The sequence below is a fragment of the Kushneria aurantia DSM 21353 genome (assembly GCF_000382245.1).
Lineage (GTDB): Bacteria > Pseudomonadota > Gammaproteobacteria > Pseudomonadales > Halomonadaceae > Kushneria > Kushneria aurantia.
Genome location: NZ_KB907863.1, coordinates 247,797 through 261,441, shown reverse-complemented (window position 1 = coordinate 261,441; position 13,645 = coordinate 247,797). Strand labels below are relative to the sequence as shown.

The following is a 13,645-nucleotide window of genomic DNA, read 5'->3' as shown; positions in this document are numbered from 1 at the left end:
GAAGCGGTTCTGGGAGGCACCCAGGTCGGAGCGGAAGTTGTCGATTCTGGCGATGGCCGCATCCAGCGTGGCCAGCGGGTTGGCTGTTGCGGTCTGGCGAGCCTCGTTATCTGCGCCAATGAAAGCCGGGCTGCTACTGGAGGACTCGCTGGCATCGACGTACACAGCCTGGTCACTGCCATCAATATTTGCTGTAACATCGCCGCTACCGGTCGCCACAGTGTAAGCGGTGCCGGCGGTACCAACGGTTACGGTGCTGTCGCTACCGGCAGCATTCAGCGCCTCAGCCATGGCGGCATCGTTGGCAATGGCTTGGTCTGCGGTTCCATTTGTCCAGCTGCCGTCGGCCTGGCGCGAGTAGGCATTGGTGGTGCCACCCACAGTGATTGACGAGCCAGTGGTGCCAGCGGCGGCCGCGACCAAATCGGTAGCGGTAGCGGCGCGGTCAGTGGCGACCGAGAAGTTCGAGACGCCCAGTTGCTCCAGACGAATGTCTTCCATGTTCAGGGAGATGGTCTGGTTATCGTCGGCGCCTACCTGAATGGAGATGGTGCCGGCGCTGCCGTCAAGCAGGGCTTTGCCGTTGAATTCGGTCTGCTCGGCGACCCGGTTGATCTCTTGCAGACGTGCACCGATCTCTTCCTGGATGGACTGCAGGTCATCGGCAGAGTTGGTGTCGTTCTGCGACTGAACGGTCAGTTCACGAATGCGCTGCAGGTTGTCGTTGACCTGGTTGAGGGCGCCCTCGGCGGTCTGGGCCAGCGAGATGCCGTCGTTGGCGTTGCGGCTCGCCTGGTTGAGGCCGGTGATCTGGCTCGACATGCGGTTGGCGATGGCCTGGCCGGCGGCGTCGTCGGCGGCGCCGTTGATGCGCTTGCCGGAGGAGAGGCGCTCGATGGCGTTGCCCAGCAGGTCCTGGGAGCGGCTGAGGTTCTGCTGTGCGGTCAGCGAGAGTACGTTGGTGTTGACGGTCATTGCCATGGTGGTGTTTTCCTTCTTACATACACATTCAACTATATTGGGAGTGGCTTTAGGGGCCGCTTTGCGGCGTTCGCGCCGCGTACCCTGAATATCGGTGGTAGCGGCGCTTTCTTTAGCTTTTGGCGGCCAATATTTTCGCTTTTTGCCTTTTATTTTGGTTCGATCGGTAGTAGTGGGCGCTTGCGATGACCTCGCCGTGGTGCGCATCAAAAAACCCCGCTGCGGGCAGCGGGGTTTCGGGGTCCGGCAGGGGCCGGAAAGGTGAGCGAGTTACTCGCGGCGGGCTTAGCCCAGCAGCGAGAGGACGCTCTGGCTGGACTGGTTGGCCTGGGCCAGAACCGAGGTGCCGGCCTGCTGCAGAATCTGCGCCTTGGACTGATCCGATACGGCTTCGGCGTAGTCGGTGTCCTCGATGCGCGAGCGGGCTGACTGCAGGTTGGTCGAGGTTGACTCGATGTTGTTGATCGCCGAGTCGAAACGGTTCTGGGAGGCACCCAGATCGGAACGGAAGTTGTCGATGCTGGAGATGGCCTGGTCCAGGGTGGCCAGCGGATCCGCGGTGGCCTGCTGAAAGTCGTCAGCGTCTGCTTCAATGAACGTCGGCTCGCCTGCCGAGGAGGCACTGACGTCGACATACTGCTGCGTACCGCCTGTGGTGACATTGCCGCTATCAGCGGCAATCGTGTAGGCGGTAGAGCCATTTGCGGCATCGGCATCCGTAAACGTGCTTTCGGTACTGTTGGCCGTTGCGTTGTTGATAGCCGTCGTCATGGCGGCGTCGCTCTGGATAGTCGTACTATCATCGCCCGTCCAGACACCCTGAGCATTTCGTGTGTATGTGGTGCCGCTGCCGATCTGCACCGTGTCACTTGCAGTCGCTTGCGTCATGACATCACTGGCCGTTGCGGCGCGATCGCTGGCGACGGAGAAGCCTTCTACGTTGAGGTCGGAGGTCCTGACGCCTTCCATGCTCAGCGAGATAGTCTGGCCGTCGTCGGCACCGACCTGGATGTTAATCTCGCTGGCGCTGCCGTTGAGCAGGTTCTGGCCGTTGAACTCGGTTTGATTGGCAACACGGTCGATTTCACTCATGCGGGCATCGATCTCGTCCTGAATGGACTGCAGATCTTCAGCGGAGTTGGTGTCGTTCTGCGACTGCACGGTCAGCTCGCGAACGCGCTGCAGGTTTTCGTTGACCTGGTCCAGCGCGCCCTCGGCGGTCTGCGCCAGCGAGATGCCGTCGTTGGCGTTGCGGCTGGCCTGGTTGAGGCCGGTCACCTGGCTGGACATGCGGTTGGCGATCGCCTGGCCGGCGGCGTCGTCGGCGGCGCTGTTGATGCGCTTGCCCGAGGAGAGCCGCTCGATGGCGCTGCCCAGCATATCCTGGGATTTGTTGAGGTTCTGCTGAGCGGTAAGCGACAGGACGTTGGTGTTAACGGTCATGGACATGTTGAGTCTTCCCCATTGTATGGCTTGGTTGAAAGCGGCTCTTGCTCGGGGACTGCGTACAGCCTGCCGCTTGATGGTGTTATCGGAACCGAACAGCGGTTCTTTAATATGCGCCCGAAAATTTTTCTTTTTCTGCCTTGCAACCGCTTCATGCGGGTTGCGTTTTAAACCGGATGCGGGGCGCGTTCTCCGTCATGCAATGGGGGTAACGGCGGCTGTGCCCTTGGCTTGAGGGCACAGAGTCAAAAAAACGAATAAAATGCCCCGAAGATATAACAGGTTATGAAAAGGGCGCGGCGGCGGGCGGGTAGGGTAGATAGAGAAGGGCCGCGCGCGAGGGAAGGTCAGGGGGGGCAGTGCCGGTGACCTTGAAGGCGTAGCCCGAGATGGTCAGCGCGAGCGTCTGATCACAGGGTGACGCGCCCACCGGTCGCGCTTGTCATGGTAGGCTCCCCGGTCACGCGACAGGAGCCCCCATGCCCAGCCATCACCACGATACCGGCTACAAGGAGCTGTTCAGCCACCCGGCGTTCGTTCGCCAGTTGATCGAGGGCTTCGCCCCCGCCGAGATCGCCGCCATGATGGACTTCTCGACCCTGACCAATCACAGCGGCCACTACATCACGCCGCTGTTCGAGGAGCGCCGGGAGGATCTGGTGTGGTCGGTGGAGGTCACCTAACAGGGCGTCACCCGGCAGGTGTTTCTCTACCTGCTGCTGGAGTTCCAGTCGTCAGTGGACAACACCATGCCCATCCGCCTGCTGCACTACGTGGCCTGCTTCTACGACCATCTGCTCAAGAGTGGCGTGACCACTCTGGAGCGCGGCCTGCCGCCGGTACTGCCCATCGTGCTCCACAACGGCTCGCGGCGCTGGTCGGCGCCCGAGGATATCTTCGATCTGATACAGCCACAGCCGCCGGATTTTCTGCGGGCGTATCAGCCGCACATGCGCTACTACCTGGTCGACGAGAGGCGTTATACTGATGAGGAGCTGGCCGAGCGGGAGACGCCGCTCAGTGGCATTTTCAGCATCGAAAACGCCGCCGACAGCTGGGAAGCGCTCCAGCAGGCGGTGGATCGCATCGTGGCCATCATTCAGGCCGATCCCGACAGGGAGCGCATCGACAGGGTCGTCACCCGCTGGATCAAGCGCCATCTGCACCGGCTCGGTGCCGGCGTCAATATAGACAGACTTCAGAGTCTGGTGGAGGACAGGAACATGCTGGCCGAGAACCTTGAAAACCTGGTGAAAAAAGAGCGCCTGGAAGGACGTCAGGAAGGCCGTCAGGAGGGCCGTCAGGAAGGCCGTCAGGAAGGCGAGCTGCATCGCGCCCAGCAGGTGGCCCGTCATCTCGTTGTTCAGACCTCAATGGATGACATGACGATCGCCGGTGTCGCCGGGCTCGATATCGAACAGGTCCGGCAGATTCGCCGTGAGGCCGAGTAGCCATCATTTGCCAGGCGCGTCCGGGCCGGACAGGGCTGCATTGGTACGACGACAGCGCCTCGGGATAATCCAGCTGTATGGCATGAAAGCCGGTTCATTATCAGGGTACAGGCACAAGGCGGGATAGCCGCTTATGAAGAGGGCGAGCCGGCGGGCGTTATGGCCACGAAAACTCCGGGGTCCGGCATGGAGCTACTCGACAGGCGGGCGTTTTATCTTTACCAGGTGTGCAGCTGCGGCGGCATTCGCGCCGCCGCGGAGCACCTGCATCTCAACCCTTCGGTGATCAGCCGCCAGGTGCGCAGCCTGGAGCGCGAGCTGGGCATGGCTTTGCTCGAAAGACGGGGGCGTCAGGTCGTGCCCACCGAGGCGGGCGCGCTGGTCAACGACAGCTTTCTGGCACAGCGCCGGCTGAATTCCGAGTTGGGCGACACGCTGTCGCGCCTGCGCAATCTGCAGCTTGGCAAGGTGGTCGTCTCGGTCGGTGACGGTTTCATCGAAAGCTTTATCAATGCCGTTCTGCACCGCGTAGCCGAGCGCTATCCCGATGTCATGATCGATATCCGCACGGGGATTTATCACCCCCACGAGCCTCATGAGATGGTGGCCAACGATGAAGTCGACATCGCGGTGACCTACGGCCCGGTGTCGGACTCGCGGCTGGTGGTGCACTCCTTTCGGCGCGGGCCGCTCTGCGCCCTGGTGGCGCCGGGCCACCCCATCGCCGAGGAGGAGACGGTCAGTCTTGCCGAGCTGGCGCGCCACAAGCTGATTTTTTTGCCGGATGTGTCGGGAACGCAGCGCTTTGTGAACGAGGTCTTTCGTGCCGAGGGTCAACTGGTGACCCCCGCCTATCGCTGCAACCTGCATTCGATCTCGCGTCGTATCGCCTGCGCCGGAATAGGAGTGGCGTTCATGACGGCGGCTGCCGCCGGTGAGGAGGTGGCGGCAGGGAAGCTCAGGGCCGTTCCCGTTGACCACCCCATGGCGGCATCGAGCCAGGCGAACCTGGTACGCCGGGCCGGCAGGCGGCTGTCGCCGGCTGCCGGCTATTTATGGAAGGTGATGCTGGCGATGCAGTAATCAGCTCGCCATCATGTTGATCCCCGGACCGATCTGCCAGCCCATGATGAGCCAGAACATCAAAAAGGCGCTCCAGGTGACCAGGAAGGTGATGGCCATAGGCAGCATGGTGGAGATCAGCGTGCCGATGCCCATATCCGGTTTGTAGCGCTGCATATAGACCAGTGCCACGGAGAAGTAGGGGCTCATGGGGGAGATGATGTTGGTGCTGGAGTCACCGATACGGAACATGGCCAGCACGAAGGCGGGGTCGAAGTCGATCATCATCAGCATGGGCACGAAGACCGGCGCCATGAGCGCCCACTGCGCCGAGCCGCTGGTCATGAAGATGTTGAGAAACGCCGTCATGACGATGAACGCTAGCACCAGTGGCAGCCCGGTGAAGCCGGTGCTTTGTAGAATTCCCGAGCCCTCTATGGCGATGAACTGAGCCAGCTCCGACCAGCGGAAATAGGCAATGAACTGCGAAATGGCGAAAAACAGTACCAGGGTAGGCGCCAGTTCGCTGGCGGCTTCCGACATATAGCGGGGCACGTCCTTGCTGCTCTGTATTTTGCCGGTGGTGATGCCGTACACCAGGCCGATTACCACGAAGTAGCCGAATATGAGCGGCACCAGAGCACCCAGAAAGGGCGACGGCACCAGGCCGCCTTCGTCGTTGCGCAGCGGCGAGGCTTCGGGCAGTACAGCCAATAGCACCAGGGCGAGGTAGGCCAGGCTTGCCAGGCCCACGTTTCTGAGGCCGCGCTTTTCATCGGTGGTCAGTTGCTGGTTGTCGACGGCGGTAGTGAAGTCCTTGCTCATCGGCAATGTGCGCTGCAGGCGCGGCTCGACAAGCCTGTCGATCACCAGCGTCCCCGCTGCGGCGAGCACGAATACCGAGCAGGCCACGAAGTAGTAGTTGTCCACCGGCGAGATATAGGCGTCGGGGTCGATGATGCGCGCCGCTTCGGTAGTGATGCCGGCGAACAGGGCGTCGCCGACGGTGATGAACAGGCTGGCATCAAAGCCCGCACCGGCTGCGGCGTAGGCTGCGGCGGCACCGGCAATGGGGTGGCGGCCCACCGAGTAGTAGACCATGGCGGCCAGCGGAATCAGTATCAGGTAGTTGGCATCGGAAGCGATGCTGCCGCAGATACCCGCCATGAAAACGCAGAAGGTGAGCAGTGGCGCCGGCGCTTTGGCCACGCTGACCTGCATCAGCTTCGAGATCAGCCCCACCCTGTCGGCCAGGCCGATACCGAACATGACGACCAGAATAAGCCCCAGCGGCGGGAAATTGACGAAGTTGCTGACGACGCTGGTCAGCATGAATTCCAGCCCCTCCGGCGAGATGAGGCTGCGGACATACACCTCGTTGCCGGACTGTGGGTTGACCGCGGAGACGCCAAACAGCGCCAGCAGTGAGGAGAGCACCACGATCAGGGCGGCCAGAATGGCAAACAGAATAAAGGGGTGGGGCAGTTTGTTGCCCGCGCGCTCGATGGCGTTGAGTATCGCTTGCATGATATTTGACCTTGTTGTGTTTTATACGATTTTTGGCGCCAGCTGACGCCATCACCCGGCATACCGTTTTGTTGGCCGTCAGGCCGGCTTCATGAGTTCCCGGGCCAGCGCCACGAAAGCGCCCGCCGCCACTGGCAGAATGCGGTCGTTGAAGTCGTAGCTGTCGCTATGCAGGTAGGCGCTGTCGCCGTTGCCGACAAAGAAGAAACACCCCGGTACCTTCTGCAGATAGAAGGCGAAATCCTCGGCGCCCATGGTGGGCATGTAATCGAGCTGGCGGATGTCATCGCTTACCTCGTGGGCGCGGGCAGTCTCCAGCACTTTTTGTGTCCATGACGGGTCATTGACCAGAGGAGGAATGCGGTGCTCGTGGGTCAGGCTGAAGCTGGCGCCGTGCGCGCTGCAGATGCCGCTGATCAAGGCTTGCAGATTGCCCACCAGAGCGTCACGAGAGGAGTCGCGGTCGCTGCGGATGTTGATGACCAGTTCGGCCTCGCCCGGAATGACGTTGGCCGCCTCGCCGGCGTGGATGGCGGCGACAGTAACGACGCCCGCCTCGAGTGGCGACTTGTGGCGGCCCGCCAGCCCCTGCAGTTGCTGAATGATACTGGCGCCGACATATATGGGGTCGACCGCCAGGTGTGGCATGGCGGCGTGGCCGGACTTTCCCCTGATGGTCAGGCGGAAGGTGTCGTTGCCGCCCATGGCCGGGCCGGGCTTGACGAACAATTGGCCTTCGGGAAAGCCGGGCCGATTGTGATAGCCAAAGATGGCGTCGACGGTCGGGTTATCGAGTACGCCTTCCTCGATCATGCGCGCCGCGCCATTGCCGCCTTCTTCCCCCGGCTGGAAAATCAGCTTGAGATGGCCGCAAAGAGAATCCTTTTGAGCAGCAATGCCCTCCGCCGCCAGCAGTAGCGCGGCGGTATGGCCGTCGTGACCGCAGGCGTGCATCCGCCCTTCGTTAAGCGAGCCGTACTCATGGCTTGTGGCCTCGGCAATGGGCAGGGCATCCATGTCGGCGCGAAAGGCGATAACAGGGCCGCTGCGGCCGGTATCGAGTTCCCCCATGACACCGGTAGCGGCGATGCTGTCCGTCACCCTGTATCCGAGCTCTCTGAGTCTGTCGGCCACAATGGCGGCCGTGCGCTGCTCCTCGAATTTGAGCTCCGGGTGTTGGTGCAGGTCGCGTCGCAGCGCCGTGGCGGCCTGCACCTGCTGCTCCTGAAACATGGCTGATCCTTTTGGTTGTTAAAATCGATGCGGAATCAGCCACGGTAGTCGAATGGTGACGGTCAGAAGAGTACGGATAACCGCTATCATTGTTGCCCTGAAGGCAACACTTTCGCGGCTACCGGCACGATGGCGGGGTGCTGTCGGGGTTTTTGGCCGGTGCAGTTGAGTGCCTCTATCGCCAATCCCTGAAGAAAGCCGCGCTTTTTACGGTTGCTTGTCGGTTCGTGCCGGTGGCAGCGGGCCGATAATGGCTGAACCAGAAATCGGGCCGCGGCGCTTTCAGGGGTTTTCACACTATGGGCATGTATACCGCTCAGGGCAAAATCAGTCAGGCAGAGCTGCTGGATGAATATATGCCGATGGTGCGTCGTCAGGCACTCTCCATGCAGGTGCGGCTGCCGGCCAGCGTGGAGCTGGATGATCTGATTCAGTCCGGCATGCTGGGGCTTCTTGACGCCTTTCAGCGCTTCGATGCCAGCCAGGGCGCGAGCTTTGCCACCTACGCCACGCAGCGCGTGCGCGGGGCGATGATCGATGAGCTGCGCTCGCGCGACTGGTTGCCGCGCAGCGTGCGGCGCGGCGCCCGCGATATTGACCGGGCGATCTGGAAGCTGGAGCAGCGCGACGGCCGGCCGCCCACCGAACGCCAGGTGGCCGACGAGCTGGGCATCAGCCTGCAGGAGTATCAGCAGATCCTGCGCGATACCAATAACGGCTTTCTGATGACCTACGAGGACGCCGGCAGCGAGGACGCCGAGGCGTCGAAGGTCTCCGACGATGTCGAGGTATCGATCAATCCGCACGATGTATGGATGGCGGATGCCGAGCGCAGCGAGCTGATGGCGGCCGTAGAGGCGCTGCCGGAGCGCGAGAAGCTGATGATGGCGCTCTACTATCAGGAAGAGCTGAACCTCAAGGAGATCGGTGCGGTGATGGGGGTCAGCGAATCCCGCGTGTGCCAGCTGCACGGCCAGGCAGTGGCACGGCTGCGTGCGCGGATGAACAGCGATCAGTAAGAGCAGGCTTTTCCCGGCGGTTTCTTTTACAGGGCTTAAGTATCGCCCTCGCATTATGGTCTCGGTCGGGCCTTGTCCCTGACCGCTTGTGATTACAGTCGATCATCCTGCTGTCATTATGTATGGTGAAACTTTTGATGCCCCGTTATTGCCCCTGTCATACGGGGCATTGCTGCGTTTGAAAGGCGTTCCCGAATTTACATACATACAGGAATGCATATAAACTGGCAGCTATCTTCACTCCACTCCGGCGATAGGGTGCCAAAAGCCGACGCCTGCACTGTCGCCTGTTAACAATCAGAACGGATTTTCGAGATGAATCATAAGCTTGCCGGATGGTCGAGACGCTGGGCGCTGCCAGCAGCCTGTGCGCTGCTGCTGAGCGCCTGTAGCGGCGGTGGTGAAGGCCAGCAGGGTCAACAGCAGGGCCAGCAGCAACAGCCGCCCAAACAGGCCGAGGTGCTGAGCGTGGAGCCGCGCGATCTTGAACTGGACAAGAGCTACCCGGCGATGGTGCGCAGCGACCGCTCGGTGGATCTGGTGGCGCGGGTCGATGGCTACCTTGAGTCGCAGAATTTCGAACCCGGCGAGATGGTCGAGCAGGGGCAGACGCTGTTCGTGATCGAACAGGCGCCCTACGAGGCGGCGGTCGCGCAGGCGCGCGCCGACGTACAGAGTGCCCGGGCCAGCAACACCGAGGCGCAGCGTAACTACGAGCGCTACGAGCGTCTTTATAACACCGGCTCGATCAGCCAGCAGCAGCTCGATCAGGCGCTCAGCAACCGTAATACCGCTCGGGCCGCGGTTGCCCAGGCGCAGGCGGCGCTGGAGAGCGCGCAGATCGATCTTGGCTATACCGAAGTGACGTCTCCCACCGAGGGCTACGTCAGTCTCAATCAGGTCAACGTGGGCAATTACGTACCGGTGCAGACTCTGCTGGCCAGCGTGACGCCGGTGGACCCGCTGGAGGTACGCTTCGCGCTGCCCCAGGACGACGCCTTTGCGCTGCGCCGTCAGCGCGGTATGCAGGATGCCCCGCAGATCGTGCCCGAGCTCGATTTTCCCTTCGAAACCGGTGGCATGAAGGACCGTTCGGCGCTGACCGGCGATCTCAACTTCCTCGGCTCGCAGGTGGATCAGTCGACCAGCACGATCAGCGCGCGGGCGGTATTCGACAATCCCGGTCAGCTCTTTCTGCCCGGCCAGTTCGTGCGTGTGCGGCTGCGCAACCTGATGCGTTTCAACGTGATCGCGGTGCCGGAAATCGCCGTGACCGAGGGGCTCAAGGGGCCTCAGGTGATGGTGCTGAGCGATGACAACACCGCGCAGAACCGTTTTGTATCGCTGGGCGCCCAGGCGCGCGGCTGGGTGATTATCACCGACGGGCTGCAGTCCGGTGAGCGGGTGATAGTCAGCAATATCGGCGGTATTTCCACCGGTAACACGATCGACCCGCAGCCCTTCAATGGCCTTGAAGACCAGATGCCGCAGGACGAAAGCGGTAGCAGTGCCGGTCAGGACGGCGGCAGTGGCCAGGGCGGCGGTTCCGGCCAGCAGGGCAGCAGCGGCGGCGGTGCTTCCGGTCAGAGCGGTGGCGCGAGCGGACAGGGCAGTGGCGACAGCCGCGGCCAGAACCAGTAAGGGCGAGCCGATTCGATGAACATATCGAGCTTTTTTATACGGCGGCCGATCTTTGCCACGGTGCTGTCGATCATCATCACCCTGGTCGGGGTCATGTCGCTGCGCGGGCTGGCGGTCGAGCAGTACCCGCAGGTGGTGCCGCCCACGGTATCGGTGTCGGCCACCTTCCCCGGTGCCAGCGCCGAGACGCTTTCCAACACGGTCGCCGCGCCGCTGGCCACCGAGATCAACGGCGTGCAGGACATGATCTATCTGAACGCGACCAGCAGTGACAGCGGTCAGATGAGCATGAGCGTCTATTTCAACATCGGTACCGACCCGGACCAGGCGACCATCGATGTCAATAACCGGGTGCAGCGGGCGCTGTCGCAGCTGCCTTCACCGGTGCAGGCGCAGGGGGTCACGGTCGAGCAGCAGTCCAGCAGCGTGCTGATGTTCCTCGCGCTGTTGTCGCCCAACGGCGAGTACGACCGGCTCTATCTCAACAACTACGCCAACATCAATATCATCGATGAGCTGCGCCGGCTGCCCGGCGTGGGAGGGGCCCAGGTACTGGGCAACCAGCAGTTTGCCATGCGCGTATGGCTCGACCCGGACAAGCTGTCTCAATATGACCTGACGCCGGCCGAGGTCTCCGCCGCCATTCAGGCGCAGAACACGGTGGTTTCGGCCGGCAAGCTCGGCGCCGAGCCGCAGCGTGACGCGGGTGCCTACACCTATACGGTGACCACCCAGGGGCGCATGCAGTCGGTGGATGACTTTCGCAATATCATTCTGCGTACCGACGATACCGGGGCGTCACTGCATCTTGCCGATGTGGCGCGGGTCGAGCTGGGCGCCTCCTCCTATGGGGTAATCGGTCGCACCAACGGCAATCCGATTGCGCCGATCGCGATCTATCAGCAGCCCGGCGCCAACGCCCTGCAGGTGGCCACCGAGGTCAAGGCGCGGCTTGCCGAGCTGAAGCAGCGCTTCCCGGAGGGCATCGACTACGTCATTCCCTACGACACTACGCTGTTTATCGACGCTTCGATCCAGTCGGTGGAGCACACCTTCCTCGAGGCGCTGCTGCTGGTTGTGGCCATCGTTTTCATCTTCCTGCAGAACTGGCGCTCGACGCTGGTGGCGATGTCGGTGGTGCCGATCTCGGTGGTGGGTACCTTCGCCGGCATGTATCTGCTGGGCTTCTCGATCAACCTGCTGACGCTGTTCGGTTTGATACTGGCGATCGGTATCGTGGTCGACGACGCCATCGTGGTGATCGAGAACATCGAACGCATACTGGAAGAGGAGCCGGAGACGCCGCCGCTCAAGGCCGCCTTTCAGGCCATGAAGGAGGTGACCGGGCCGGTACTGGCGACCTCCTTCATCATGGCGGCGGTGTTCATTCCGGTGGCCTTCCTGTCGGGCATCTCGGGGCAGATGTATCGCCAGTTCGCGATTACCATCGCCATCTCGGTGGGTATTTCGGCACTGGTCGCGCTGTCGTTCACGCCGGCCATCGCGGCGCTTTTCATCAAGCGCCAGAAGGAGGAGAGCCAGCCGCGCTGGCTGCGTATCATCAAAAAGCCGTTCGTGTGGTTCAACAAGGGTTTTGACAAGGTCGCGTCGGTGTTCATGGCCTGCGTGGGCTTTCTGATCCGCCACTTCTTTATCACCATGGCGCTGTTCGCCGGCTGCTGCGTGGCCTCCTGGTGGCTCTACTCGCAGCTTTCGGAGGGGCTGATTCCCACCACCGACCAGGGCATCGTGATCGCCGCAGTGTCGCTGCCCAATGCCGCCTCGCTGGAGCGTACCGATGCGTACATGCAGCAGCTGTCGCAGCAGATGGAGCAGATCGATGCCGTCGAGTATGCCACTGCGGTTCCCGGCTTCGATCTGGTCTCGGGGTCGGCCAACACCGCCAGGGGCACGATGTTCGTCTCCATGAAGCCCTGGTCGCAGCGCTCGATGACCGCCAATGAGCTGATTGGCCGGGTCATGCAGGCGGGCGCGCAGATTCCCGGCGGTCGGGCGATGGCCTTCAATCTGCCGCCGATTATCGGGCTGTCGCCTACCGGCGGGTTGAGCGGTTATTTGCAGTCGCTGCAGGGGGCCAGTACCCAGGAGCTTTACCAGGCGTCCATGAAGTTGATGCAGGCGGCCAATCAGGACCCGGCGATCGCTCAGGCCTTTACCACCTTCGATGCCACCGTGCCGATCTATCATATCGAGGTCGATCGGCAGAAGGCGCGCAGCCTGGGGGTGGATCTGGGTGATCTCAACACCACGCTGTCGAGCACCTTCGGCAACTCGTTCGTCAATTTCTTCACGCGCCAGAGCCGCAGTTTCCAGGTCTATCTGCAGTCGGAGGATGTCTTCCGTGACGGGCCCGACGACCTGAGCCGCGTCTTCGTGCGCGGCGGCAGCGGCGAGCGTATTCCGCTCTCGGCACTGGTCACCATGACCCGTGAACAGGCGCCCTCGACGGTGGATCGCTACAACGTCTATCCCGCGTCGCAGTTCCAGATCGGTGCTGCACCGGGCTACAGCAACGTTCAGGCGATGCAGGCGATCGAGCGGATTATCGCCGAGCAGCTGGGCACCGGCTATGAGATGGGCTGGACCGGCGAGGCGTATCAGCAGCAGAACGTGGGTAACGCTGCCACCATTGCCATCGTGTTCGGTATTGTAATGGTATTCCTGATTCTGGCCGCGCAGTATGAAAGCTGGACGCTACCGCTGGCGGTGGTGGCCTCGGTGCCGTTTGCCTTCCTTGGCTCGGTACTGGCGGTGTGGTTGAGAGGATTCGATACCAGCGTCTATCTGCAGATCGGGCTACTGGTGGTGGCGGGGCTGGCGGCCAAGAACGCTATCCTGATCGTCGAGTTCGCGCAGCAGCAGCGTCGTGAAGGGCTGTCGATCGTCGACGCCGCCAAACACGCCGCGCTGCAGCGTTTCCGTCCCATTGTGATGACCTCACTGGCCTTCATCGGCGGTACGCTGCCGCTGGCGCTTGCCTCCGGCGCCAGTGCTGCCAGCCGCCACCACATCGGTACGCCGGTGGTGGGCGGCATGATCTCGATCACGCTGCTGGCCAGCATGTTCGTGCCGGCCACCTATGTCTTCATCATGCAGGGCTCGGAGTGGCTGGCACGCAAGCTGGGCATGCACAAGCGCCATCATGATGACGACGAACAGGGCGATAGCGGTAGCCGTGACAACAGCGGTAGTGGCCGCAGCAGCAACGCTGGCGACGATGCGTCACAGCGGTGAAGGTGAATATGTCGCGGCGTCATCGGCCGT

At 62.1% G+C, this 13,645-nt stretch carries 8 protein-coding genes and 1 pseudogene; 5 read left to right on the top strand and 4 right to left on the bottom strand.

Going from position 1 to position 13,645, the window contains the following annotated elements; translation table 11 throughout:
• Nucleotides 1-981 (bottom strand): flagellin N-terminal helical domain-containing protein (locus tag H146_RS0102980; protein ID WP_019950364.1); only part of this gene is annotated, 981 nt, incomplete at its 3' end.
• Between the two features lie 285 nt (nucleotides 982-1,266).
• The gene (locus H146_RS0102975) at nucleotides 1,267-2,430 is read right to left on the bottom strand and encodes a FliC/FljB family flagellin (RefSeq protein ID WP_019950363.1); all 1,164 of its coding nucleotides are present in this window, start codon (nucleotides 2,428-2,430) and stop codon (nucleotides 1,267-1,269) included.
• A 476-nt stretch (nucleotides 2,431-2,906) separates the two neighbouring features.
• On the opposite strand from H146_RS0102975, the pseudogene H146_RS19960 reads away from it, so the two are divergent.
• Together H146_RS19960 and H146_RS0102965 are read left to right on the top strand one after the other, a co-directional pair.
• Nucleotides 2,907-3,878: pseudogene (locus tag H146_RS19960) on the top strand (Rpn family recombination-promoting nuclease/putative transposase).
• A 159-nt stretch (nucleotides 3,879-4,037) separates the two neighbouring features.
• Nucleotides 4,038-4,961 carry a LysR family transcriptional regulator gene (locus tag H146_RS0102965; protein WP_245558681.1) on the top strand — a complete coding sequence of 308 codons (924 nt, stop codon included), beginning with the start codon at nucleotides 4,038-4,040 and terminating at the stop codon, nucleotides 4,959-4,961.
• On the opposite strand, the gene H146_RS0102960 is transcribed toward H146_RS0102965, so the two are convergent.
• Entirely contained in the window at nucleotides 4,962-6,467 is a 1,506-nt protein-coding gene (locus H146_RS0102960) for an AbgT family transporter (RefSeq protein ID WP_019950359.1), read from the bottom strand. It lies immediately after the preceding gene.
• A 78-nt stretch (nucleotides 6,468-6,545) separates the two neighbouring features.
• Nucleotides 6,546-7,700, bottom strand: a complete 1,155-nt coding sequence (locus H146_RS0102955) for a M20 metallopeptidase family protein (RefSeq protein WP_019950358.1) — start codon at nucleotides 7,698-7,700, stop codon at nucleotides 6,546-6,548.
• A 305-nt stretch (nucleotides 7,701-8,005) separates the two neighbouring features.
• On the opposite strand from H146_RS0102955, the gene H146_RS0102950 reads away from it, so the two are divergent.
• From H146_RS0102950 to H146_RS0102940, 3 genes are all read left to right on the top strand, one after another.
• Nucleotides 8,006-8,719: an RNA polymerase sigma factor FliA gene (locus tag H146_RS0102950; RefSeq protein WP_026351713.1), complete on the top strand. Its 714-nt coding sequence runs from the start codon at nucleotides 8,006-8,008 to the stop codon at nucleotides 8,717-8,719.
• 315 nt (nucleotides 8,720-9,034) lie between these two features.
• The gene (locus H146_RS0102945; protein ID WP_019950356.1) at nucleotides 9,035-10,360 is read left to right on the top strand and encodes an efflux RND transporter periplasmic adaptor subunit; all 1,326 of its coding nucleotides are present in this window, start codon (nucleotides 9,035-9,037) and stop codon (nucleotides 10,358-10,360) included.
• A 15-nt stretch (nucleotides 10,361-10,375) separates the two neighbouring features.
• Nucleotides 10,376-13,615: an efflux RND transporter permease subunit gene (locus tag H146_RS0102940; protein WP_019950355.1), complete on the top strand. Its 3,240-nt coding sequence runs from the start codon at nucleotides 10,376-10,378 to the stop codon at nucleotides 13,613-13,615.
• Nucleotides 13,616-13,645 lie beyond the last annotated feature (30 nt).